The sequence below is a fragment of the Acinetobacter sp. YH12086 genome (assembly GCF_013419345.1).
Lineage (GTDB): Bacteria > Pseudomonadota > Gammaproteobacteria > Pseudomonadales > Moraxellaceae > Acinetobacter > Acinetobacter amyesii.
In genome coordinates, this window is sequence record NZ_VPAF01000003.1 from 147,587 (window position 1) to 169,626 (window position 22,040).

Annotated in this window: 29 protein-coding genes, 1 tRNA gene and 1 pseudogene; 16 read left to right on the forward strand and 15 right to left on the reverse strand. The window is 40.2% G+C overall.

The window, feature by feature from the left end; translation table 11 throughout:
- Window positions 1-44 precede the first annotated feature (44 nt).
- Window positions 45-553, forward strand: a pseudogene (locus FTU29_RS05460) (DUF3465 domain-containing protein).
- A 253-nt stretch (window positions 554-806) separates the two neighbouring features.
- Here the strand turns inward: FTU29_RS05460 and FTU29_RS05465 are convergent.
- The 7 genes from FTU29_RS05465 to FTU29_RS05495 all read right to left on the reverse strand — a co-directional run bounded on the left by FTU29_RS05465 (window position 807) and on the right by FTU29_RS05495 (window position 7,297).
- Complete coding sequence (locus tag FTU29_RS05465; RefSeq protein WP_180120763.1) at window positions 807-1,262, reverse strand: DUF962 domain-containing protein; 456 nt, start codon at window positions 1,260-1,262, stop codon at window positions 807-809.
- Window positions 1,263-1,414: 152 nt separating this feature from the next.
- Window positions 1,415-2,029, reverse strand: a complete 615-nt coding sequence (locus FTU29_RS05470; RefSeq protein ID WP_180007647.1) for a septal ring lytic transglycosylase RlpA family protein — start codon at window positions 2,027-2,029, stop codon at window positions 1,415-1,417.
- 286 nt (window positions 2,030-2,315) lie between these two features.
- Window positions 2,316-3,317 carry a lytic murein transglycosylase B gene (mltB, locus tag FTU29_RS05475; protein ID WP_078191987.1) on the reverse strand — a complete coding sequence of 334 codons (1,002 nt, stop codon included), beginning with the start codon at window positions 3,315-3,317 and terminating at the stop codon, window positions 2,316-2,318.
- 788 nt (window positions 3,318-4,105) lie between these two features.
- Complete coding sequence (locus FTU29_RS05480) at window positions 4,106-4,756, reverse strand: hypothetical protein (protein WP_078191986.1); 651 nt, start codon at window positions 4,754-4,756, stop codon at window positions 4,106-4,108.
- A 17-nt stretch (window positions 4,757-4,773) separates the two neighbouring features.
- Window positions 4,774-5,592 carry an NADPH-dependent 7-cyano-7-deazaguanine reductase QueF gene (gene queF / locus FTU29_RS05485; protein ID WP_111883994.1) on the reverse strand — a complete coding sequence of 273 codons (819 nt, stop codon included), beginning with the start codon at window positions 5,590-5,592 and terminating at the stop codon, window positions 4,774-4,776.
- Complete coding sequence (locus tag FTU29_RS05490; RefSeq protein WP_180076837.1) at window positions 5,592-6,365, reverse strand: ABC transporter permease; 774 nt, start codon at window positions 6,363-6,365, stop codon at window positions 5,592-5,594. Before FTU29_RS05490 ends, queF begins: the two co-directional genes overlap by 1 nt.
- Window positions 6,362-7,297, reverse strand: a complete 936-nt coding sequence (locus FTU29_RS05495) for an ABC transporter ATP-binding protein (RefSeq protein WP_180120765.1) — start codon at window positions 7,295-7,297, stop codon at window positions 6,362-6,364. The genes FTU29_RS05490 and FTU29_RS05495 overlap by 4 nt, the downstream gene beginning before the upstream one ends.
- 188 nt (window positions 7,298-7,485) lie before the next feature.
- Here FTU29_RS05495 and FTU29_RS05500 point away from each other — a divergent pair.
- Both FTU29_RS05500 and FTU29_RS05505 read left to right on the forward strand, forming a co-directional pair.
- Window positions 7,486-7,561: transfer RNA gene (locus FTU29_RS05500), tRNA-Arg, on the forward strand.
- A gap of 166 nt (window positions 7,562-7,727) precedes the next feature.
- Window positions 7,728-8,966 (forward strand): integrase arm-type DNA-binding domain-containing protein, encoded by a 1,239-nt coding sequence (locus tag FTU29_RS05505; protein ID WP_111884028.1) that lies wholly within the window; start codon window positions 7,728-7,730, stop codon window positions 8,964-8,966.
- Here the strand turns inward: FTU29_RS05505 and FTU29_RS05510 are convergent.
- From FTU29_RS05510 to FTU29_RS05545, 8 genes are all read right to left on the reverse strand, one after another.
- A complete protein-coding gene (locus tag FTU29_RS05510) occupies window positions 8,956-9,132 on the reverse strand; it encodes a helix-turn-helix domain-containing protein (protein WP_111883997.1) in 177 nt (58 codons plus the stop codon). The two genes, FTU29_RS05505 and FTU29_RS05510, sit on opposite strands and share 11 nt — an antisense overlap.
- Window positions 9,132-9,362, reverse strand: a complete 231-nt coding sequence (locus FTU29_RS05515) for a hypothetical protein (RefSeq protein WP_180120766.1) — start codon at window positions 9,360-9,362, stop codon at window positions 9,132-9,134. Before FTU29_RS05515 ends, FTU29_RS05510 begins: the two co-directional genes overlap by 1 nt.
- Window positions 9,362-9,550: a hypothetical protein gene (locus FTU29_RS05520; protein WP_180120768.1), complete on the reverse strand. Its 189-nt coding sequence runs from the start codon at window positions 9,548-9,550 to the stop codon at window positions 9,362-9,364. Before FTU29_RS05520 ends, FTU29_RS05515 begins: the two co-directional genes overlap by 1 nt.
- A 3-nt stretch (window positions 9,551-9,553) precedes the next feature.
- On the reverse strand, window positions 9,554-9,703 hold the full coding sequence (locus tag FTU29_RS05525; protein ID WP_180040740.1) for a hypothetical protein: 150 nt from the start codon (window positions 9,701-9,703) through the stop codon (window positions 9,554-9,556).
- The gene (locus FTU29_RS05530; protein WP_180120770.1) at window positions 9,700-9,990 is read right to left on the reverse strand and encodes a hypothetical protein; all 291 of its coding nucleotides are present in this window, start codon (window positions 9,988-9,990) and stop codon (window positions 9,700-9,702) included. Before FTU29_RS05530 ends, FTU29_RS05525 begins: the two co-directional genes overlap by 4 nt.
- Window positions 9,987-10,211 carry a hypothetical protein gene (locus tag FTU29_RS05535; RefSeq protein WP_180040742.1) on the reverse strand — a complete coding sequence of 75 codons (225 nt, stop codon included), beginning with the start codon at window positions 10,209-10,211 and terminating at the stop codon, window positions 9,987-9,989. Before FTU29_RS05535 ends, FTU29_RS05530 begins: the two co-directional genes overlap by 4 nt.
- Entirely contained in the window at window positions 10,208-10,525 is a 318-nt protein-coding gene (locus FTU29_RS05540) for a hypothetical protein (RefSeq protein ID WP_180120772.1), read from the reverse strand. The genes FTU29_RS05535 and FTU29_RS05540 overlap by 4 nt, the downstream gene beginning before the upstream one ends.
- A 94-nt stretch (window positions 10,526-10,619) precedes the next feature.
- Window positions 10,620-11,261 (reverse strand): LexA family transcriptional regulator, encoded by a 642-nt coding sequence (locus FTU29_RS05545; protein WP_180120774.1) that lies wholly within the window; start codon window positions 11,259-11,261, stop codon window positions 10,620-10,622.
- A 101-nt stretch (window positions 11,262-11,362) separates the two neighbouring features.
- Between FTU29_RS05545 and FTU29_RS05550 the strand changes: the two genes are divergently transcribed.
- The 13 genes from FTU29_RS05550 to FTU29_RS05610 all read left to right on the forward strand — a co-directional run bounded on the left by FTU29_RS05550 (window position 11,363) and on the right by FTU29_RS05610 (window position 22,015).
- Window positions 11,363-11,581, forward strand: a complete 219-nt coding sequence (locus tag FTU29_RS05550) for a Cro/CI family transcriptional regulator (protein WP_180120775.1) — start codon at window positions 11,363-11,365, stop codon at window positions 11,579-11,581.
- 13 nt (window positions 11,582-11,594) lie between these two features.
- Window positions 11,595-12,098, forward strand: a complete 504-nt coding sequence (locus FTU29_RS05555; protein ID WP_180120777.1) for a phage regulatory CII family protein — start codon at window positions 11,595-11,597, stop codon at window positions 12,096-12,098.
- Complete coding sequence (locus tag FTU29_RS05560; protein WP_180120779.1) at window positions 12,098-13,006, forward strand: primase-helicase zinc-binding domain-containing protein; 909 nt, start codon at window positions 12,098-12,100, stop codon at window positions 13,004-13,006. The genes FTU29_RS05555 and FTU29_RS05560 overlap by 1 nt, the downstream gene beginning before the upstream one ends.
- Entirely contained in the window at window positions 13,003-14,832 is a 1,830-nt protein-coding gene (locus FTU29_RS05565; RefSeq protein ID WP_180120781.1) for a DUF5906 domain-containing protein, read from the forward strand. Before FTU29_RS05560 ends, FTU29_RS05565 begins: the two co-directional genes overlap by 4 nt.
- 323 nt (window positions 14,833-15,155) lie before the next feature.
- Window positions 15,156-15,686 carry a hypothetical protein gene (locus tag FTU29_RS05570; RefSeq protein WP_257226896.1) on the forward strand — a complete coding sequence of 177 codons (531 nt, stop codon included), beginning with the start codon at window positions 15,156-15,158 and terminating at the stop codon, window positions 15,684-15,686.
- A gap of 146 nt (window positions 15,687-15,832) precedes the next feature.
- Complete coding sequence (locus FTU29_RS05575) at window positions 15,833-16,240, forward strand: HNH endonuclease signature motif containing protein (protein ID WP_180120783.1); 408 nt, start codon at window positions 15,833-15,835, stop codon at window positions 16,238-16,240.
- Window positions 16,240-16,551, forward strand: a complete 312-nt coding sequence (locus FTU29_RS05580; RefSeq protein ID WP_180120785.1) for an HNH endonuclease — start codon at window positions 16,240-16,242, stop codon at window positions 16,549-16,551. The genes FTU29_RS05575 and FTU29_RS05580 overlap by 1 nt, the downstream gene beginning before the upstream one ends.
- A complete protein-coding gene (locus tag FTU29_RS05585) occupies window positions 16,548-16,820 on the forward strand; it encodes a hypothetical protein (protein WP_180040758.1) in 273 nt (90 codons plus the stop codon). Before FTU29_RS05580 ends, FTU29_RS05585 begins: the two co-directional genes overlap by 4 nt.
- Before the next feature lie 483 nt (window positions 16,821-17,303).
- Entirely contained in the window at window positions 17,304-17,807 is a 504-nt protein-coding gene (locus FTU29_RS05590; protein WP_180120787.1) for a terminase small subunit, read from the forward strand.
- 1 nt (window position 17,808) lies between these two features.
- Window positions 17,809-19,497: a terminase large subunit gene (locus FTU29_RS05595; protein WP_180120788.1), complete on the forward strand. Its 1,689-nt coding sequence runs from the start codon at window positions 17,809-17,811 to the stop codon at window positions 19,495-19,497.
- A gap of 192 nt (window positions 19,498-19,689) precedes the next feature.
- Window positions 19,690-20,319 (forward strand): HK97 family phage prohead protease, encoded by a 630-nt coding sequence (locus FTU29_RS05600; RefSeq protein WP_180120790.1) that lies wholly within the window; start codon window positions 19,690-19,692, stop codon window positions 20,317-20,319.
- On the forward strand, window positions 20,316-21,644 hold the full coding sequence (locus FTU29_RS05605) for a phage major capsid protein (RefSeq protein WP_180120792.1): 1,329 nt from the start codon (window positions 20,316-20,318) through the stop codon (window positions 21,642-21,644). The genes FTU29_RS05600 and FTU29_RS05605 overlap by 4 nt, the downstream gene beginning before the upstream one ends.
- Window positions 21,645-21,712: 68 nt before the next feature.
- Window positions 21,713-22,015, forward strand: coding sequence for a hypothetical protein (locus FTU29_RS05610; protein WP_180120794.1), 303 nt, complete (start codon window positions 21,713-21,715; stop codon window positions 22,013-22,015).
- The last annotated feature ends 25 nt before the right edge of the window (window positions 22,016-22,040 follow it).

Consider the following 22,040-nt stretch of genomic DNA (forward strand, 5'->3'; position numbering starts at 1 on the left):
ATTAATGACTATAATGAGTTGAAAATTTAGATTTAAACTCTCTTATGGCAAACAAAACAAATTTAACCATCGGCGGAATTATTGTTGCGCTTGCAGCCGCTTATTTCGGAATTGATTTACAACAACAAAAATCTGCACCAGTTCAGACGACAACGGAACAAAACGCACAGCCACAAATAGAATCAGTACAACCTGTAGATGCTCAACAAAAAGGGCAGAGTACTGAAGATGTTATTGCGCATGCATTTAAAAATAAACTCAGTAATGTTCAGGTTGAGGGTATAGGTCGAGTGAAAGCGGTACTTCGAGATGATAATGAAGGTAGTCGCCATCAAAAGTTCATTTTGACCTTAAATAATGGTCAAACCCTTTTAGTTGCACATAATATCGATCTAGCCCCACGAATTGATAACTTGCAAAAAGGCGATACAGTTCAATTTTACGGTGAATATGAATATTCAGATCGGGGGGGGTGATGCACTGGACACATCACGATCCAAATGGACGTCATCAGGATGGTTGGTTAAAGCATCAAGGTAAAACCTATCAATAAAAATCACATAGTCATTTTTAACTTTAGTTATTTAAATGATCATGATTCAGATGAAGCTATCAACATAAAATTGGATTAACCATATTGAGTAAAAGCCAGTGTTTAAACACTGGCTTTTTGGTCGTATAAATAGAAAAAATGATTGGAAATACCAGAGATAAATACACCTATAAACAATAGGGTTTTAAGCATCGAATATGAAGAAAACCGATGTGGAATAAGTGAAAAAGAGATCTATGAAATTAATCATGCTTTAAATGCTCTTTATTTGCGATTTATGGCGTGTTTTCCAATTACCAAGTACTTTGCCTGCAAATGTATCTAAACACCAAATAGGGCCAATGAGGAGGAATTGGAGATCTTTGAAAAAAGAGGGCTTTTTACCTTCAATTTTATGGCCATAAAATTGACCAATCCATGCGAATACAAAGAGTGCGATATAAAAGCCATATCCAACTGGTAGCACCCAAATTAGCCATGCCATGATTAACGTTAACGCGGCCATTGCAACAGCAAGGACAATGTCTAAACGTGCGTAAAAGATAAATGCTAAGGCAAGTAAGACAGCAGTAAGTAGCGCGCTTAAATGCGCCAATATGCCAACGATTGAAAAATAAATCGTGGGTACGCAAATCCAGTGAATCATTTTATTGGTTTTATTTTGATGACTTTCGCTGTATTCATCAAACCATTCGTTGATTGTTTTCATGATAGTCCTTAATCATGGGGAAGGACTCCAATATAAACAAGAATGGAGGAAGGGTCAAAATCAGGATTACTGATGATTTGAAAGACTAAGAGGTTTCAAATAAAAAACCACGCTAGGCGTGGTCTGTTAAATGCAGTCACTTCATTGGAGAATTAAGAATTTGGACCGTCTACGCGTTCAATGCTCACATTTGCAGTACCCGCACTGGTAATACCCAATTGCTTAGCAGCACCATAAGATAAATCAAGAACACGGTTGCCATGGAATGGACCACGGTCATTTACTTTCACCACGACGCTTTTACCATTATTGCGATTCGTAACACGAATAAAGCAATTAAGTGGCAGGCTACGATGTGCTGCTGTAAGTGCGTTCATGTCAAACGTTTCACCGCTTGCTGTTTTACGACCGTGGAATTGACGACCGTACCAAGAAGCAGTACCTGTTTGAGTGAACTTACGAACAGTATTCGATGCAACAGTATTTAACTTTTCAATCACTGAAGGCTCATCTTCAGGAATTTCGATTTTAGCAGCGATTGTTTGACGACGAATTTTATCGCCAGAACGCTCAGTGATTGAAAGGCTACTTAAATTCGTAAAGTTTGAATTGAAGCTTTGAGCTTCTTTATTCAATACACGAGCTGCAAGACGCGAGTTGTCATTATCATGATTGAATGATGATGACTGAACCATCTCAGCTTGTGACTGACTTAGCGCAACTGCCGTGGCAAGCGCTAAGGCATATTTAATAATTGATGACTGCATTGTTTATCTCCCAATGGCATATTTACTGGTTCAACTAAGTCGCTGATATCCATGTAAACACGTCTGATATTTCACTTTTGCAACTACATTTAACGAGATGGATAATATTCATGCCATCAATAGGCTGTCTAGTGTTTAATTAAAATACTTTGAAAATGTCTAAAAAATTAACAATAGTTGGTTAAAAAATAATCAATAATGTAACAAGGTGTGTAAAATGTCGAATAAATGCTCATTTTAATGAAAATATTTGTTGACTTTTTTGCTCTATAAGAAAAAACCAGTCTTATCGACTGGTAACTTCAGTGCCTAAAAGCCATAGTGCAGTCGCATACATACGGCTTTTGTTATAGGTTGTAATGACCTGAAAATTTGGATAAGTGATGTAATAAATTGGTCCATAACTATCTTGCAATTGGATGACATTGACTAAATCGAGATCATCGATTTTTACCAATGGATTCATAGGGGTTACACCTTGAGCCTTGAGTACACCATAGGGTGTTGGCTGGTTTAAATCCTTTGCAATAATAGCATCTGGGTTGTTTCCGCTATAGCGAGCAGCAAAAGCAATCGGTTGATTACGCTGCCAACCATAATTTGCTAGATAATTTGCAATTGAACCAATGGCATCGACAGCCGAATTACGCAGGTCAACATGACCATTGCCATCGTAGTCCACACCAAATTTTGGAATGTTACTTGGCATAAATTGAGGATAACCCACAGCACCTGCATATGAACCGACGACAGAGTTGGTTGGAACACCATCTTTATATGACCAAGCAATCAGTGCAGCAAGTTCATCTTGGAAATATTGCGCACGGCGTTCATAGCCAAAACCAAGGGTCGCCAAAGCATCACGGGTAATAAAATTACCTTTATTGCTGCCGTAGCCTGTTTCAACACCCAAAATGCCTAAAATCACGGATTGAGGCACACCAAATTGTTGTTCTGCACGATTTAAAGTGTCGGCATATTGATTTTTGAAGCGAACGCCGCGTTGAATTGTACTTTCAGCTAAAAAATTGGTTTTGTATTGGTACCAAGGCTTTGATTCACCAGGTCTATTCATAATGCTAATAATGTTGGGTAGGTTTTTACTGCCTTGCATTGCCCAATCAATTTGATTTTCACTCAGACCATAGGTTTGCATTGCATTTTGTTTAAAGCTTGCATATGCCGGATGAGATTGGAAGTCGTTAGCCTGACAAAAACTGGTCAGTGAAATTGAACCGGCCATAATGGCAATATGTGATAGTTTTTTATAAAAATTTCGATTTAGCATAAATAAAAAATTTCCAGTTGCTTTAGCGATGAGTATGAACAAAATTTCGAGGGGAAAAGATCCTGAAAATTGTGATGACCTTCTGGTTTCATAGCTCATTAAAGGTAAACGTTACCAATAGCAACTAAGATACCACTGACAGCGCATGCTTTCATAAATAGATATACAAAAAAAGACAAAGCAAAGGGTTTTTTCGCAGTTAACATATTGAAAAGTGACATATTCATTTACATAACTTGCAAATATTCACAAATCATTTGAAATAAAGATGACTCTAAAACTCATGCGTCATAAAAACGCTGAACGAGTAAACTTTATCGCGTTGCGAAATACTGTTTAGAAGCTACAAAAGTTGCAATGTTATATCTAAAAATAAAGGGACAGGATTAAAAAGGTACCGGTCTAAAACACCCATATGCAAGCAGTGGTTTATTCATTACATAGTTTTTGTTCGCCAGCGCTTCAATGCTGTTGAAAACGTCGCTATATATAGTAGAAATATAGACTGAATGATAAAAAAGAAAGAGATTGAATATTAAAATGGACGCATTGAAATTTAAGCCAAAATGACGGCTCACATTAAAATATGATCTATATTCAGGTTCTTCCTGTTCTTTGTAGATTTTTAAAAATTGTGGATATCAATGTACTGTCTTTCTTTTAATAAAAATCTGTTCAATTCTAGAACTGTGTTTGCATGACTATATAGTCATTGTATCGGGATTCGATTTTATGCGTTTAGCCATAAAAAAACCTAGCCAAAGCTAGGTTTTGACGAAAAGCGAGATTTATTTGTTAAACATCGCATCATGTGCTTCTGCAAGGGCACTTAGCTCTTCTTTGGTTAAATTTGGGAAAATCTTATCAATTGCAATATGAATAGCTTTAATCACAGCAGAAGAACCGATATCGGCTGCTTTACGTTTAATCATGCCTAAATCGAGTGTTTTATTAAAGTCATTCATAAAATGACGCACTGCAGCTTCAGCAAACTGTTTATACAGTTCACCAAAAGCAGCTTTATTTATATCTGCGCCCGATTTAATTTCCGCATAACTATTTTTAAGGTTAGTGACTAGTCCTGCATCTAAACTTAGACCTACACGATAAGTGCCAGTCGCGTCTTGAAATAAACTTCGTTCTGAAAATTCAATTGATTGTTTCACCACATCATTCGGAGATTTACCTAGTAGTTGCTTTAACAATACAGCGACTGTTGATTTGACATAGCCAGCCAGTTTTTCTGCTGTGTCGCGCTTATCGCTTGCAGGAAACAGATGAACAGGAGCTAATATAGTTGCACCAATGATTTCTTCATTAATCAGCAAAGCTGTTTTATCACGTAAAGGATAAAGTGGTTCACTCGAATTTTTTTTCGCGTGACCATTTTGGATACTGCTTAGAAGTTCCTCAGAAGGAATAAAACCAAAAAATGGCATCACTAACCTCAATTTTTTTATTGTCGCGCCAATCGAATGGGGCGAGGCATCCATGTTAAATCCGATACACGACAAGGGTTGATATCCAATCCACCACGGCGTGTATAGGCAGCATATACCATCAGCTGACTTGGTTTTAAATGTTGCCAAATGTCGGCAAACATTTGCTCCACACATTGTTCGTGGAAACCATTATGCTGACGGTAAGAAATAATATAAGCCAGAATACTACGATAACAAGGCTTAGTACCTTTATACCTTATAAATACCGTTCCCCAATCAGGTTGACCCGTGACTGGGCAGTTACTTCTTAATAAATGTGAATAAAGTTGAATTTCAACTTCTTCTTGCGCTGCATCTTCATCTAAAGAGAGTAAAGCTGCATTTGGATGATTTTCTAACTGGGTGGGTTCTAAGTCATCAATACAGATGCCTTGCGGTTTTGAAATTTCAACTTCATCAACATGAAATAGATCAATAGTCACAGCGGCATTGGCTGCAGCAGATAAGTCTTTTTCAACGGTTGCTTTAAACGCTGCCTGAGAATCAAATTTGGTAAAGTTCATACTATTAAAGTAGAGCTTTAAAGATTTGGATTCGATGAGGTTGTCTGAACTTGCAGGCAAAGTTAAACGGCCAATAGCGACTTGAGGCACACCAGAAGCATTTAACCAAGAAATTTCAAAAACATGCCACCAGTCTGTACCTTGGCGGATGCCTTCCACATGGGCATATTGTTCACGTGCAGTGGCACGTGCAATCGGAAACAGAATATCGGGTTGATATTCTGTTGGGTAGTTGGTGTCTTTACCTAAAAGGGATTGTTCTACACTCATTATTCACGCATTCCTGAACCACGAGAAAGTAAATGATACGCCACGCCATAAAGTACAACGCAACATGCAGTAATTACTGTCAGTGAAATGCCGACATTCACATCGCTATGGCCCAAAATACCGTAGCGGAATGCATTGACCATATACACGACAGGGTTGATTAAAGAGAGATTTTGCCAAAAAGGACTCAGTGATGAGATGGCATAGAAAACACCGCCTAAATAAGTCAGCGGAGTCAGGACGAAAGTCGGGATAATCGAAATGTCGTCAAAAGATTTTGCATAAACAGCATTAATAAATCCGCCAAGAGAAAACAGCAGCGAAGTAATGAGAACTGTATATATAGTTACGAAGATATTGGTCAGGTGTAATTCAGTAAAAAATAGGCTCATCACAGTGACAATAAAGCCGACTAAAACACCACGGCAAACACCACCGATCACATAACCCCAAAGCACCAAGTGTAACGGCACTGGACTCATGATTAATTCTTCGATGCTTTTTTGAAATTTTGCACTAAAGAAACTGGATGACACATTGGCATAGCTGTTGGTGATGACCGCCATCATAATTAAGCCGGGCACGATGAACTGCATATAGCTAAAACCGCCCATTTGCCCAATGCGTGAACCGACTAAATTACCGAAAATCACAAAGTACAAACTCATGGTGATCGCAGGTGGGAGAAGAGTTTGCGGCCAAATACGCATGAAACGGCGAATTTCTTTATACACTAAGGTGTAGAGGGCGATACACAGTTGGTTAAAATTCATTGTGCTGCACCTTCAAGATTTTTTTCGACCATACGGACAAACAGTTCTTCTAGTCGGTTAGATTTATTACGCATACTACGAACCTGAATACCTTGAGATTCCATGAGTTGGAATAGATCATTTAAGGTATGGGCTTTATCCATAGTGACCTCTAAAGTGACGGGGTCAACTAAGTTGAAACGAACACCAATAATTTCAATATGGATCGGTTCAATGGGTTCGGCTAAATCGAAAATAAAGGTTTCTTCATTTAACTGACTGAGAAAACCTTTCATGCTGGTGTCTTCTTTAATCACACCACGGTCAATAATTGCGATTCGACGACACAACATTTCTGCTTCTTCTAAATAGTGTGTCGTTAAAATAATGGACGTGCCTTTTTCGTTCATTTCAGTGAGGAAATCCCACATCGAACGGCGTAGCTCAATGTCAACACCAGCAGTCGGCTCATCTAAAATCAGTAGTTTAGGTTCATGCATCATGGCACGAGCGATCATTAAACGGCGTTTCATACCGCCCGATAGCATGCGTGCTTGGGTGCTACGTTTTTCCCAAAGGCCAAGCTTTTCTAAATATTCCTCTGCACGTTTCTCTGCTATCTTTTTAGAAATACCGTAATAACCAGCTTGAGTCACCAAAATATCAAATGTTTTTTCAAATTGACCAAAGTTAAATTCTTGAGGGACAACGCCCAAACACTGCTTTGCATGCGAGGGATGGGTATCTAAATTATGGCCAAAGATTTCAACAGAACCTGAAGTTTTACGGGTAAGTGAACTGATAATACTAATCGTGGTAGATTTTCCTGCACCATTGGGACCTAAAAGTGCATAAAATTCACCTTCGGGTACTGTTAAATCAATACCTTTAAGCGCCTGAAACCCATTTTTATAGGTTTTTGACAGCTGCTTTAACGTTAGTGCATCAGTCATAAATAATTCACTCTATAAATAGTGTGAGTATTGTGCGATATCGGGGCAAATAAACCAAGTAAATCGTATGGAATTCTGCATTTTAAAAATAGAACGTTGTATAAAGCTTAAGCAGAAAAATACCTAACATCTATATAGTTGCTTTACCTTAGAGTTTTTTTTGTTATGATGTGCGCAATCCAAAATAAGCGCTCATAGCTCAACTGGATAGAGTACAGGTCTCCGAAGCCTGTGGCGTGGGTTCGAGTCCCGCTGAGCGCACCACTTACATATTTCAACACATACCAAAATAACCGCAAATCCTTATAAATACTGTATTATCGCTCCTTTCTTTGTTTCAACTTGTTCCATGTAGTACCGCTATAATCCGAATTTTTAGCAGTACATTTAGCAGTACAACATGGCAGCACTAAATAATGTACTACTAAACATGGCCAGAACTGTCGTAAGTCTCACTGATACCAGGATCAAATCAGAAATTACTAAGCACAAAAAATCACCAGATAAGATTGTAAAACTGTCTGACGGTGGTGGTTTATTTCTACTTTTAGATAAAAAAGGTGGAACTTATTGGCGGTTTGATTATTTTAAGCCCATAACAAAAAAGAGAACCACGATTGGCATTGGTATTTATCCAGCGATGACGTTGGCGGAAGCGCGAAAACATCGTGAAGAGTATCGTGAGCTACTGTCACAAGGTATAGATCCATTCACGCATAAGCAGCAATTAGAAGAACAAGCGCGATTTGCGTTGAATAATACATTTGAAGCTGTGGCTCGCGAATTTATGCAAACAGAAAAACTGGCTGAATCAACGCGGCATCGTAACGAATTTGTTTATCAGTATTTATTCGATGCAATCGGGAAAAAACCGATTCATGAAATAACGGCCCGTCAATTATTAGATGTTTGTCAAATTTATGAGAAGCAAGGGAAATCTGAAACGGCAAGACGCATGCGCTCTAAAGCCGGTCAAGTTTTTAAATATGGATTGGTGCTTGGTCTTTGTGACAGAAATGTCGCATTAGATATTCAGGGATTATTGCAGCCACATCGGGCGACTCATCATGCTGCAGTAACAGATCCAAAATTGTTGGGTGAACTTCTAGTTGCGATTGATCAATACACAAAGCGTGGATCTATCGTCATGTGTTACGCATTGCGAATATTGCCACATGTTTTTGTGCGCCCTGGTGAATTACGTGCAGCCAAATGGGCGGACATAGATTTAGAAAATAGCACCTGGTCTTATACGCCGGCCAAAACAGAAAATGCGATTGGTACACAGTTAATAGTGCCTCTATCACACCAGGTAAAAAAGCTTTTTGAAGAACTCAAAATGGTGACTGGTAATAATGAATACTGTTTTGCGAATTATTGGGGAAAAACACGGCTTTTATCTGACAGTTCTATCAATAAAGCACTTAAAAATTTAGGTTGGGAAAATGGTGAAACAACAGGGCATGGTTTTCGTGCAACTGCTCGGACGTTGCTAGATGAAGTTTTAAAATTCCCGATTGAGCGTATTGAACAGCAGCTGGGGCATCAAGTGCGTGATATGCATGGACGTGCCTATAATAGGACAAAATATTTAGATGAACGTCGAGTAATGATGCAAGCCTGGTCAGATTATCTGGATAGCTTGAAAGAAAAAGCCCTTAGTTTATAAGGGCTTTGATTTGTTCTGCATATGCTTCCGAAAGTTTATCAGGTAATTTGACACGTACTGATCGGCCAAATTCAATTCGTTCAAGTTCACCGCGATCAAACATTCTATAAACTGTAGTGCGGCCAATATCTAAAAGTTTGCAAGTTTGACTAATCGTTAAAACCATTATTTAGCCTCCTTTTCATCCAGCATCTGCGCAAGCAGTACTGCACCTGTACGAATGCGATTCACTAATTTCGTGACGTTAGCATCCTCGTAAGTCACCATATCATTTCGAAATTTAGGCAATGGTAGTTCTCGGCCAGCCTTTGAAAACTCATGATTGATATGCGCAACTATTTTATTTTCAAGCTTACGTTTGAAGTTGGGGTTTTGAAGCATTTCAATGTGAGTCATTAATTTGCTCCCAATTCCTGAATCAAACGCTCTGCAGTTACACGGTCTACAGTCGCAGGTACGATATGATTTCCAAGCATGTGAAAAGTGATGATATGAGCGCCGTTTTGAAGTCGGTAGACCACATTTGTCATGTTTGCTAAATGGATGGTGTGCTTTGTATGATTCAAATCAGTAAACTGAAGCATGTCTTATTCTCCAATTTTAGTTTTATGTTGCATTGCTTGCGCCTTCAGTTCACCAGCATGATTAATCATCAAGCGGAAAAATATTGAGGCAGCTAAAACAGCGGGACAAACTATAAAAATGAACACGGCAACATGGCCATAATGTAAATTCATTGGTTCATCTCCTTACGAAATCCATTGGCCATATTTTCAATATGAGTAAAAGCTTCGACCATATGCATTGCTGCAAGTTTTGGATCACGTAAATCAATACGAATTTTTTCAATACGTTTTTTGCGATTACGCCATGCATGCGCATAACCGCCTTTAAAAACATAAATATTCAGTTCGTTTTTAGTCGGGTAGAGCGACATATTGATTTCAAAATCAGTACCTGATTTGGTCATACACAGTCGTGAAATATTTGCGATGCCAGTAAGCAAATTACTTTCTAAACTCATGGCACATACCCCACAGCGTCCACAGCATTGTTAAGGTGCTTGTCTTCATCAGATAGAGCAGCTGGAGTGTCTTGGATCAAACAATGACAGCATTGTTCATCCGTATAATTTGGACATTTCCCTTGGCAAGCATGGCCACCTTTTTTTCGATGCAGTTTTGGCCATGAATCAATGACTGATTGCTCGGGTACGATGCTTTCAGGAGTAACTGATAAGTTCATACATACTCCTCGATCAATTGAGCACGCATAGCCTTTGCAACATCGTCAAGCCATTTAGCTTTTTCTGTTAAATCAATAAATTCGAAATTGATTGCAGCATCAATGAATGCATTTGCTTGTGCAATTGCGACTGTAAATTCGTGTTGATTGTTTGATTTGTAGATGCTGTGAATAGCAGTCTGAATCTGTGAAACAGCACGTTCTTTGTAGAAATCAAAGTCTTTGACTTGTGGTTGCGCAAAGTCATCAGCGAGTAGACGACTGACAATGATTTGATCGAATTGATCATTTTTTTGAGGATTTAAATTTTTCATAAAAAAACCTACTAAGTAAAGTTTGTTCCAATAAACTAACTTTACTTAGTAGGTTGTGTCAACAATAAATTTACTTTAGTTAGTTTTATCTAACTTAAATAAATTTTTTGCTAGGTTCGAATTTCCCAACATACTTACCTTTATATTCACAATTTTCTTTCAACTCCAATATATTAGGTTGAAAATTGGGATTCAGGGCTTGTAGATACATGCGGTTGTAATCTTTAACAAGAGCTTTAAATGTTGCCTCTCCATCACATTGGGCAACGATCATCTCTCCAGTCTGTACATGCTCAATTGAGATGTCTGGATCAATACAAATAAAATCTCCATCTTTAAAATGAGGGTAGTTGCTAATACCTCTTACAACCATATAAAAACTATTTTTTCCTGCATTTGGTGGTGATGGTAGCCATTGATTAATATCAAAATTATTTACAGATTGCACATTGGTCCAATTTCCAGCTTGTACGTCAGAGAGTACGGGGAGCATGCGAGCAACAGGTCTGTAATCTTCAATATTGTCAGTTGTGCCTTCAATGCCGTACATGATGTAACCCACATTAGAACCTAACGCGGGAGCTATATTTTGTAAGCTTTCAAGTTTCGGAACGTTTACGTCTTTTTCCCAAAGTACAACTGCAGCATCTGAGACGTTTGCAATTTTACCGAGATCTTTTTGCGTTAATTTTTTTTCTTTACGTAATTTCTTAATTCTTGAACCGATAGTTTCCATTGAAAAGCCTTTTATTATAAAACTAACTTATATTAGTTCTTGACCAGCTAACTAAACTCATATTTAATAAAACTTACTAAAGTTAGTTTTTGGATCTAAAGATGACAAGAGATGAAGCCATTGCAAAATTGGATTGTAGTTTAGCTGAGATGGCTAGGTTGCTTGGTGTGACAACGGCAGCAGTAGCCAAATGGGATAAAGAACAAATACCTAAGCTTCGTGAGTATGAAATAAATGCTTTAGTTGAAAAACGAGAAAAATCAATTATTCACATGCGTACTTTAGAAAAATCCGGATCAGCTGAAAATATCCAAAATTAAGGACAAATTAGATATGAGTGATTTTTTATCAAATTTCGCTGCACAAAATGCTGTCTTACCTTTGGATGTTGCGCTATATCGTGCTTGTAAAGATAGACATGGAAGTAAAGCCGCCATAGCTGAAATTCATGGGTTTAATCCAATGGTATTCAGCAAATGTGTTGATATACAAAATACGCAATATCATTTGCATCCTGAACATGTCGAAGCAATTTTGAACTACACAAAAGACATTCGCATTTTGCAAAGTGCAGCTGCCGCGCATGGTAATGCAGTGGTTTACGAATTACCAGCCGTTATTGATATTCATGACACGGGCTTTTTGGCCAATATAGGTGCAATTTCTAACCGTGTAGGTGAGTTATTCACAACGGTGAGTAATGCATTGAAAGATGGACGAATAGTCGATGTTGAATTGGCAAGCATTGAAAAAGATGCAATGTGTCTGATTGCAGCTGTGGCACAACTTAAAAAATTAGCCCGTCAAAAGGCAGAAAATGATGTGGAGACAAATTGATGGCTCTAACATTTGATCAAGTGCGGGATGCTGCGCTCGGACGTTGGAAAGATCTTGTATACCCAGCATTTGGCATCACAGTACCAGCTAAAAAAAATATGCATGGTCCATGTCCGATTTGTGGCGGTAAAGACCGCTTCCGTTGTGACGACAAACAGGGAAAAGGTACGTGGATCTGTAATCAATGTGGTGCAGGTGATGGATTTGCACTGATTGAAAAGTCTCGCAGCATGAACTATTCAGAAGTTTTAACAGAAGTTGGCGCAGTACTGGGCTTATCTGCAGAAACCAAAGTCACAGATGCAGACCGTAAAAAATGGAAAGAAAAGGCCGAAGCACAGGCCAAAGCAGCTGAACTTGAAGAGCGTAAAGCACAAGAAGCTGCAGCCAAACGTGCGGCACGGATCTGGGCCTATAAATCATCTGATCGTGATTGCCCGTACTTGGCACGCAAGCAGGTTCAAAACCATGGCTGTCGCATAAATGGCAAAGGAAATCTGATTGTTCCGCTGTTTGATATAGACGGAAAAATTTGGAATGTTCAAGAAATTCATGCGGATGGCCATAAGCCTTTTTTACCAGGCGGGCGAGTCAGCGCATGTTTTTACATGATTGGCCAGGTGACTCAGCAAGATCAAATTATCTGTATAGCTGAGGGCTATGCGACTGGTGCCAGCATTTATGAGGCGACCGGTCACGTCACGGTTGTGGCGTTTAATTCAGGAAATATAGACAAAGTGGGTAAAGAAATACGCATATTGCATCCGCATGCACGTCTTGTGTATTGCGCTGACGATGACAGTCATTCGACTCCACCTGATGCAGGCTTAAAAGCTGCGAATAAAGCTGTGGCTGCAACAGGCGGCATTGTGATTATCCCCAAATTTAGTCAAGCGGTGAACGTATGAGTCAAGATGAAATGTTAGAGCAGCCGCAGGCATCATCAAAGCCACTATCAGATTTCAATGACCTGCATGTGTCAGAGGGACTAGGGGTTGTGCGGGAGCAGATCGAAAGCGGTATTTCGGCACAATCTTCTGCTTTTTCTGTTTCCCCGGACCCCCTTGTTTTAGCCGACCACTTTTCGGGGCAAATGTCAGAATTTGGCCATGATAATGGCTTTGAAAATCAAATGAATGCTTGTGAAGATTCAAGGCTTGATGATTTTTCCTTGGATTTTGCACCTCCTATGAATGGTCACCCAGAAACTGGCTCGCAGGAACATCAGGGGGCTAGGGGTGGACATACTGATGATGAGAAATTACAAAATGCCTTGGATCGTTATGCTGTTATCTCATGCAGTAATGATGCTTTCGATTTAAAAAACAACCATAAATTTAAGATTTCATCTTTAAAACACACACTAAGTACGACGTTTAAGTACTGGTATAGCCATGACAATAGAAAAACTATTGAAAAAGATGAAGTTGAGAAACTATTAATCGAAAATGCTGGTGCAGTTGCGCCAAATATGAGCAAAAACTGTGTGCTGCTTAAAGGTGAAACTTTTTTGTATGACAAGTCGTTAAATCGTGTTGTTGGCTGGTCAGCTGCACAACTGATGTATCCGCATGAGTATAAAAAGTGGATTGAAAGTCCGACTCGTTGTGAAATTGATTATGAAAAATTGATTTTTGACCCGACTCGAAAAATTGATATTGATCCAAACTATATCAATACATTTGAAGGTTATCCCGTTAAAGAATTGTTGGATCAGGAGCAGAACCGCATTGAATATGCAATAACTCGGTCACGTTGTACTGCGATCTTGAAAATGATTTGGTCACTATGTAATGGCGATTCAAGTATTCAACGGTGGTTGCTTCAATGGCTGGCATATCCATTACAAAATGAAGGCCAAAAAGCGCACAGTGCTGTCTTAATGGCAAGCCATATACAGGGTTCAGGTAAAACTACACTGTTTGAGAAAGTTATGGGTGGTATTTATGGGAAATATCATAGAGTGATTACTTCCCAGGAGCTAGAAAGTCCGCAATTTAACGGATGGCTTAATAATGCTGCATTTATTTTTGGTGAAGAAATTGCGACGAATGCAACTAAGTACAACGTTACACCTTATTTGAATGCATTAATTACTGCAAAAAGTGTCACGATTAATGAAAAGCAGCGTCCACAGAAACAGGTTCCTGCATATTTCAATATGGCTTTCGCATCAAACGAAAATATACCATTTCCGTTGCACGGAGAGGCTCGTCGATGGTTCGTAATTGCTCCACAAAATAAACTAGACGAAGGTTTAAGTGAACAAGTTTATGCAGAAATTGCTGGAGATGGTTTAGATGCTTTTTACACCTATTTGTTGAGTATTCCATTGGATGATTTTAAGCATGATAAGCCGCCAATAACAGATGCTAAGCGATTGTTAATTAATGCGAGTAAGCGTTCGATTGAAGTTTTTATCGACGAATGGCTATCTGGCGAAACAAAATACAAGTGCATCAGCTGCAAAGCAAAACAGCTATATGAATCTTATAAAGAATGGGCTTCATCATCCCTTGAACACAAATATTCTTATCGAAAATTTACGGAGGATTTAAAGAAAATTGAAGGTATTAATTTACTTGAAAAACAGCGGTGGAGGTATGGCCGAGAGGAAGGGCAGTCTCTAATAATCGCCATTGGTGAGCGACCAGATGGAAAAACGGATATGGATTGGTATGGCGAGTGTGCAGATGAATTCGAGAAGGGGGTTCCAAATGTTCTTGACAAATAGTTTATCAAAACCTAATATTTATCTCGTTAAAACAATGGCTTATAAGCCATTAAATGTGAACGATGGGAATGATAAAAAACCTCGTTCACACGTTCGTTCACACGATAACCGATTGAATAACAAGCTAATATTCGATAAATGTGAACGAGTGAATAGTTTCTCATGCGCACACGTGGGAAATTATTTTATTTCCTCTATATTTTCAATTCTTTCTATTGTATCTACTGTATTTATTTTTTTTGTTCTCTCACGCGCGTATATTTTATTATTCACTTGTTCACATTTAATTAAAATAAATATAAAAACAATGGCTTACCATGTGAATGAGCTTAGAAACTCATTCCCATGTCATTCACATCGTTCACATTTGGGGTGATGTAATGGAAAAATTCATGCGTTTACTCAATCCAAAGTCAATCAATTACGAAGCAGATCGCATTGACGGTGGCCAGCCTACAATCACTGCACAAGATATTCTGCTAGCAATGAGCTTTGCAAAGCTGACTAAGCTACAAGACAACTTGATCCGCTTAAAATACTTTGGTGCAAACACCAAAGGCAATGTACAAATCTTTAGTGAAATTCTAGTTGGCAAGTATGAACAGCAGTTCACTGATGCGGGTGTGAATCAGATTTATCATCAGTCCATCGTGCTGATTGCATTGACCGAGTTTTGTCTGGTCCCGGCAAGCTACAAGCCAAGTAAGCGTGCACGTGCTTCAATTTGTGGCTGGAGTGATACGACTGTTAGAAATTATATGAACGGCCGTATTGAGCGTGTACTTGAAGACTTGAATGCTGAGTTAGCTCTTGGCGAAGATAAAATTTTTATTCAGGTTAGTAAAACTAAGTAAAATTTGTTATTGACGAAAAACCAGATTTAAGTTAACTTTTACCACAATGGAAAACTCTAGATAAAAGCGCTGTAGTTCTCCATGGAACCGAAAGGTTCTTTAAACAAACTGCATGATTACCCTCGGAAAGTTCATGCAGTTTTTTTATGCCCGCATGTTGCACTGGTCGCAAGCATGCGGGTTTTTTTATGGGATACGCAGGCATGGGTAAAAAGAATCGAGCAGCTCACTGGCAGGAGCATGAGCAATCAGCCGACAAAGCTGAGAAGGCCAGAGCAAAACCGCTAAAAGATGACAAGGCCAAAGCATGGCGTAAAGCCTGTGCAGATTATCTACTGGCGAATCGATACTGCTATGACTGCACTAAGCGTGGTTATACAAGCCCAGCAGATCAGGTTGCGCACATTGATCAGCCTATCAGCCAAGTGAAGTTCTGGAACATCGATAACTGGCAGGCATTGTGTGAGCCATGCTTCCAGAGAATCACTGAGGGCAAGCCACTGACTGTGCAGGAGCCCATACCTAAAGACGCAAAATTATATACGGTGAAGTAATGGCACGATTAACAAAGCTGGGTGGATCGCTACCAACACTCAAGAGTAATCAACCGACCTTGGCCAAACAAGAAAACTATGGCCAAGGTCGTGGCGGTCGGCCATGGCGTCGGATCAAACGTGAAGTGCATGTGCGTGATAACTGGACGTGCTGCAAGTGCCAGCGTGTATCCATAAACCTTGAGTGTGACCATATCGTAAACAAAGCCCAAGGCGGAACGGATGACATGGACAACCTGCAGTCGTTATGCAAGCAATGCCATGACCAGAAGACACAACAAGAAAGCAAACACGGGATGCAACGCAAATGACCAAGATAGCAAAGCTCATAGTACCTGGTGGTATAGGTGTGATGGGAACTCATGTTGAACTTGAAGATGGAACACGCTTGAAGGGTGTTCAGTCAATCAAATTGGTGGGTGGTGTTGATAACCCTATTTGGCGTATGACTGTTGAAGTCACGCCAGAGTTTATTGACCAGCTGCCAATTGATGCTGAATTGACCACAGACATTGGCAAGCTTAATGACTTGACCGATGACCAGCTTGCTCAGATCGGACTGAAACGAATCAAAGATTAAAAGAACATACAGAACCGGCACACGTTAGCTCGGTTCAATGTTGACAGCTCGGAATAGACGGCAAGTTCATGTGTAAGCAAAACCCATGATCTTCATTTACTCGACAGGATGTTGAGTCAAGGTGGGTATAAGATGGATTTGACTTTGGTGACGGCAAGCCATTAACACATCAGTTGGCCATAGTGAACGACTCTAATCCCTGTCGGCAACGGCAGGGATTTTTAATTCGTGGAACATAAACTGTGATTCATTTCATTAAAGTTTTCGTGGAACATTTTAATGAAATGAATGACTTGCATCATATTGGTGCGCATTTTACCCCGTGGGGGGTATGAATTTTTAAAAATTTGGGTCCCAGCGGACACCGCCCCCCTTCCTCATTTGTAAAAAAATTCCTGATTTGAGCAAAAGTAAATAAACTTTTTATTCAAAATCATAAATTTAGGTTAATTTTTTTAAATATTCAGCTTTGAAGGTGAAAATATGGCTTTGACTGAACAGATGAAAAAATTTGCTCATGCCAAACTGAAAAATGATCCAGAGACTGGAAAGCAACTGTCAAATAAACAAGCGGCCATCGAAGCGGGCTATTCAGAGAAGTCGGCAGGGTCGAAAGGCAGCCAGCTGGCTCAAAATCCCGAGGTAATTACCTATCTGGACGGGCTTGTAAAATCAGGGGGAGAGGGGGCGGCGGTCTTTGAATCTATGACCTTGGGCGAAGCCGCGATACAAGCCGACTTCAAGGAGATGGAGAGTGTAACAAACTCTTTAGAGTTTTTGCGTTCAATTTATAAAAATGCACGTTTGGAACGTAAGGTACGAATTGAAGCTGCCAAAGCTGCTTTGCCATATGAATTTGGCAAAGTCGGTGAAATGGGTGTAAAGCAAGGCCGTGAAAATGCGGCTGGTGATGTTTCTGAAAATGACAATGACTTTGCAACTGCTGGTAATCAACGTGCAGCTCGGGGTCAGCATAGAGTGAGTTGATATGTCTTCAATGTCCCCGATCTGGACAACAGCTTGCACGGATTGGGAAAAGAAGATTCTTGCAAAAGAATCGCTGATTGCCTGCACGCCGTTGTACCCAGATGAAGCCGAAATGGCTTTGAACGTTTTTAAGAAACTGACGCTGGTTGATGTCGCGGGAAAACCCAAAGTTGGTGAAGTCACAGGGCAGTGGGTCTTTGATTTTGTTGGTGTGATTTTTGGTGCTTATGATTACGAGAAAAATGAGCGATTAATCAATGAATTTTTCTTGCTCATTAGTAAGAAAAATACGAAATCTACACTTGCTGCGGGCATCATGCTGACTGCAATTATTTTGAATGATCGTCATTCTGCTGAATTTATTATTTTGGCCCCAACGAAAGAAGTTGCTGATAACTCGTTTAAACCAATTCGCGACATGATTCGTGAAGATCCAAAGTTGAATGCGCTGTTTAGCGTGTCAGAACATACTCGGACAGTCACACACCGTAAGACCAAGGCAACTTTGGCAGTTGTGGCAGCGGATACCGGATCTGTAGGCGGTAAAAAAGGCGCTTATATTCTTGTAGATGAGCTTTGGATTTTTGGTAAACGTGCAAATGCTGAGTCTATGCTTGAGGAAGCGACTGGCGGTATGGCTTCTTTCCCGGAAGGTTTCCTGATTTGGTTGTCTACGCAGTCGGATGAACCGCCAGCTGGTGTGTTTAAAAAGAAACTGGATTATGCCCGCAAGGTGCGCGATGGTGAAATTGATAATCCGTCATTCTTGCCGCTGCTGTATGAGTTTCCGCAAAGCATGCTTGATGACGAAAGTTATCTAGACCCAGATTATTTTTATGTGACTAATCCGAACCTTGGTCGTTCTACCCATATCCGTTATTTGCTCAATAAGTATGAGCAGGCAAAGGAAAGTGGTGCTGATTCAATCCAAATATTCCTAGCTAAGTATTTGAACGTCGAAATAGGCATGAACAAGCGTGCCGATCGTTGGGCCGGTGCTGATTTTTGGATGCTGTCAGCCTACAAAGATAAGCTGTTTGTTGAGTCGATTTTGGATCTCAGTGAAATTTGCACGATCGGGTTCGATGGTGGTGGTCTTGATGACTTGTTTGGAATGGCTGTAATTGGTCGTGACAAGGAAGACCGTTCAAAATGGTACTGCTGGAACCGTGCTTGGGCACACCCGATTGCGCTCGAGCGTCGCCAAGAAATCGCTCCAGCATTAAAGGATTTTGAGCAAGATGGCGATTTAGTCATTGTGAAAAACATTGGTGAAGATGTTACACAGGCTGCGCAGCTGTGCAAGCGAATTTACGATGCTGGCAAGCTGCCAGAGAAGGCTGCAATTGGACTAGATAAGCTGGGTATGCCATCGCTGCAAGACGGCTTACTTGAACAAATACCATTTGAGCTGCTTATCGGGGTCCCGCAAGGGTATCAACTTTCAAGTTATGTACAAACAACAGAGCGAAAAGTTGCAGAGGGTAAATTTCTGCATGCTGGTCAGCGTATGATGAACTGGTGTGTTGGTAACGCAAAGGGGGTATATCAGGGTAACGCAATGACAATTCGCAAGCAGGAATCGGGGAAAGCAAAGATTGACCCGCTAATTGCAACATTTAACGCAGTCGCCTTGATGTCACAAAATCCTGAAGTTGCCGCTCAAAGCTATGGAGTGTATTTCGTATGACAAGAATTCAGCGGATTCGCGGGGAAATAGCGCGAGTCGAAACAGAGGTTAATCATTTTGGGTCCTGCAGCACAGCAGGGAAAACAGATAAAGAGATCGCTCACATAGATGAGCGATTTTTTTTGGCTTGTGAAAAGTTAAATGCACTTAAAGCAGGCTTAAAGCGAAGTAAAACGTAGGAGTAGAAAAGCGATGAAGCGCGCGTATAGCCTGCTTGAAATCAAAAGCGTCAATGAAGACGACTGGACTTTTGAGGGCATTGCAACAACCCCGACGCCAGACCGTGTTGACGATGTAGTTGAGCCAAAAGGTGCTGAATTCACATTGCCAGTGCCATTTTTGTGGCAACACGATAAGCGTCAACCAATTGGCCATGTTATTGAGGCAAATGTCTCCGATGACGGCATTGCAGTCAAATTTAAATTAACACATCCCGATGAAGTTAAGTCTGAAAAGCTAAAGGAGCGATTGCAAGAAGCTTACGACAGCATCAAGACAGGCTTGGTGCGTGGGCTTTCAATTGGCTTTCGTGGTCTTGAGGTCGCAGATATTCAGGGCACATGGGGCTACAAGTTCATTAAATGGGATTGGTATGAATTATCAGCTGTTACGATTCCTGCGAATCAAGAAGCAACAATCACTGGCATTAAGGCACTCTGTAGTACCAATCAAACAAATAAACAAGACACTGAGCAGCAGGAAAAAACACTGCCGTGTAAACCACCTCAATCAACCAATTCAGCAAATCCAGTACCTAAAGTGGGCGGGGTAAAGCTGCTTGAAACACCTAAATTTAAATCTACTGGAGTGAAATTCGCATGACTTTGCAAGAACATATCGATGCAATTAAGGCAACGATCAATGATCGTATGAAAAAAATGTCAGCTATTATGACAAAGGCTGCTAAGGATAATGGCTCAACACCTGAAGGTGATGATGAGAAAGAAATCCAAGGTTATGAAACTGAAATCAAAAATTTAGAAGCAAACCTTGCCCGATTGGAAAAAATTCAAAAATCACAGCCTGCATTAGCTGACACCACAACGCCTGTTGACGGTAGTACTTCTGAAAAAGGGTTGAACTCAACCCAAGGTAAAACTGTGGTTAAAACTGAAAGCAACTTACCAAAAGGTATTGGTTATGCAATTGCTGTTAAAGCACAGGCTGTTGCTGCATTGAGCAAAGGCGCGGTGACTGCGTCACAAGTGCTGGACTCTTGGCATGCACCAGAGATTGTAAAAAATGCAGTTACACAAAAAGCTCTAATTGGCACAACGTCAGAGCAAACCTTCGGTGAATCACTTGTTGATTATCAGGCCCTTTCGGGCGAGTTTATTGAATTGCTGCGTGGTAAAACCGCAGTAGATAAGCTTGCATCTAAAATGCGTCAAGTTCCATTTAATGTGAAAGTTCCATCACAAACTGGCACATCAACAGTTGGCTGGGTGGGTGAGGCTAAAACTAAACCAGTGACTAATCCAACATTTGGCAGTATCACCTTGACGAAATCAAAAGTGGCGGGGATTGTGATGCTTTCGGAAGAGTTAGTACGCTTTTCGAATCCGAAGGCCGATGGATTGGTACTTGATGATTTAATTAAATCGACAGCGGCATTCATTGATGGTCAGTTCTTTGATCCTGCGAAAGCTGAAGCTACAGATAGCCCAGCTTCTATTCTAAATGGTGTGACCCCTGTGGATAGTACTGGCGAAACAGGTGCAGCTATTGAAGCTGATTTGGCAGCGGTAATTAAACAGGCTACTGATGCTGGCTTAACTTTGGAAGGTGCAACATGGGTGATGTCTGAAACCCGTGCTGCTAAGTTAAGTGTGCTGCGTGATGCACTGGGCAAAAAATATTTTGAAGGAATGAATATTAACGGTGCTAAAGAGCTTCTTACTTTGCCTGTTGAAATTTCTGCTGCTTGTACCGATAAGATTGTGTTGGTTATTCCATCACAAATTTTACTAGCTGATGATGGCGCTGTAGATTTTGCAATCAGTTCAGAAGCCTCAATCAATACAGGTACTGATGCTGCGCCACAATGGGTGAGTTTATACCAAAGTGATTTAATCGCGATTCGCGGAGAACGCTTCATTCGCTGGAAAGCACGTGGAATTGCCGCTGGTTATATTCAATTTACATAAACTTAAACTCTAAATTAAATTGCCACAAAGCCCCTTATTTTTAAGGGGCTTTTTTATGGACCAAGAAAATGCCAAAAGTTAAATTTTTAAAAGACCTTTGCTCTGGTCGTGCTGGCACTGTACATAGCCTGCAAGACTATGAAGCAAATGTACTGATTAAAATGGGTGCTGCTGAAATTTTTGATGATTCAGAACAAACTGAAGCTGCACGTTTAGCAGCTGAAAAAGAATATGAGCAGATACCGCCAGATGCTTTATTAAATTTAAATGGTCGTCCTGTAGTAGATGACTTTGGTGATATGGCTCAGCAATTAGAACCGTTACCAGAAACCGAAAAGCCTGCCAAAAAAGGCTCAAAAGCGTCTAAATAAGGGTGAATTTAATGGGTCTTTTTAG

Coding starts and splice junctions, on each gene's coding strand:
- FTU29_RS05465 (WP_180120763.1), bottom strand. CDS start 1,262: ATGAAAACAATCAACGAATGGTTTGATGAATACAGCGAAAGTCATCAA.
- FTU29_RS05470 (WP_180007647.1), bottom strand. CDS start 2,029: ATGCAGTCATCAATTATTAAATATGCCTTAGCGCTTGCCACGGCAGTT.
- mltB (WP_078191987.1), bottom strand. CDS start 3,317: ATGCTAAATCGAAATTTTTATAAAAAACTATCACATATTGCCATTATG.
- FTU29_RS05480 (WP_078191986.1), bottom strand. CDS start 4,756: ATGCCATTTTTTGGTTTTATTCCTTCTGAGGAACTTCTAAGCAGTATC.
- queF (WP_111883994.1), bottom strand. CDS start 5,592: ATGAGTGTAGAACAATCCCTTTTAGGTAAAGACACCAACTACCCAACA.
- FTU29_RS05490 (WP_180076837.1), bottom strand. CDS start 6,365: ATGAATTTTAACCAACTGTGTATCGCCCTCTACACCTTAGTGTATAAA.
- FTU29_RS05495 (WP_180120765.1), bottom strand. CDS start 7,297: ATGACTGATGCACTAACGTTAAAGCAGCTGTCAAAAACCTATAAAAAT.
- FTU29_RS05505 (WP_111884028.1), top strand. CDS start 7,728: ATGGCCAGAACTGTCGTAAGTCTCACTGATACCAGGATCAAATCAGAA.
- FTU29_RS05510 (WP_111883997.1), bottom strand. CDS start 9,132: ATGGTTTTAACGATTAGTCAAACTTGCAAACTTTTAGATATTGGCCGC.
- FTU29_RS05515 (WP_180120766.1), bottom strand. CDS start 9,362: ATGACTCACATTGAAATGCTTCAAAACCCCAACTTCAAACGTAAGCTT.
- FTU29_RS05520 (WP_180120768.1), bottom strand. CDS start 9,550: ATGCTTCAGTTTACTGATTTGAATCATACAAAGCACACCATCCATTTA.
- FTU29_RS05525 (WP_180040740.1), bottom strand. CDS start 9,703: ATGAATTTACATTATGGCCATGTTGCCGTGTTCATTTTTATAGTTTGT.
- FTU29_RS05530 (WP_180120770.1), bottom strand. CDS start 9,990: ATGAGTTTAGAAAGTAATTTGCTTACTGGCATCGCAAATATTTCACGA.
- FTU29_RS05535 (WP_180040742.1), bottom strand. CDS start 10,211: ATGAACTTATCAGTTACTCCTGAAAGCATCGTACCCGAGCAATCAGTC.
- FTU29_RS05540 (WP_180120772.1), bottom strand. CDS start 10,525: ATGAAAAATTTAAATCCTCAAAAAAATGATCAATTCGATCAAATCATT.
- FTU29_RS05545 (WP_180120774.1), bottom strand. CDS start 11,261: ATGGAAACTATCGGTTCAAGAATTAAGAAATTACGTAAAGAAAAAAAA.
- FTU29_RS05550 (WP_180120775.1), top strand. CDS start 11,363: ATGACAAGAGATGAAGCCATTGCAAAATTGGATTGTAGTTTAGCTGAG.
- FTU29_RS05555 (WP_180120777.1), top strand. CDS start 11,595: ATGAGTGATTTTTTATCAAATTTCGCTGCACAAAATGCTGTCTTACCT.
- FTU29_RS05560 (WP_180120779.1), top strand. CDS start 12,098: ATGGCTCTAACATTTGATCAAGTGCGGGATGCTGCGCTCGGACGTTGG.
- FTU29_RS05565 (WP_180120781.1), top strand. CDS start 13,003: ATGAGTCAAGATGAAATGTTAGAGCAGCCGCAGGCATCATCAAAGCCA.
- FTU29_RS05570 (WP_257226896.1), top strand. CDS start 15,156: ATGAGCTTAGAAACTCATTCCCATGTCATTCACATCGTTCACATTTGG.
- FTU29_RS05575 (WP_180120783.1), top strand. CDS start 15,833: ATGCCCGCATGTTGCACTGGTCGCAAGCATGCGGGTTTTTTTATGGGA.
- FTU29_RS05580 (WP_180120785.1), top strand. CDS start 16,240: ATGGCACGATTAACAAAGCTGGGTGGATCGCTACCAACACTCAAGAGT.
- FTU29_RS05585 (WP_180040758.1), top strand. CDS start 16,548: ATGACCAAGATAGCAAAGCTCATAGTACCTGGTGGTATAGGTGTGATG.
- FTU29_RS05590 (WP_180120787.1), top strand. CDS start 17,304: ATGGCTTTGACTGAACAGATGAAAAAATTTGCTCATGCCAAACTGAAA.
- FTU29_RS05595 (WP_180120788.1), top strand. CDS start 17,809: ATGTCTTCAATGTCCCCGATCTGGACAACAGCTTGCACGGATTGGGAA.
- FTU29_RS05600 (WP_180120790.1), top strand. CDS start 19,690: ATGAAGCGCGCGTATAGCCTGCTTGAAATCAAAAGCGTCAATGAAGAC.
- FTU29_RS05605 (WP_180120792.1), top strand. CDS start 20,316: ATGACTTTGCAAGAACATATCGATGCAATTAAGGCAACGATCAATGAT.
- FTU29_RS05610 (WP_180120794.1), top strand. CDS start 21,713: ATGCCAAAAGTTAAATTTTTAAAAGACCTTTGCTCTGGTCGTGCTGGC.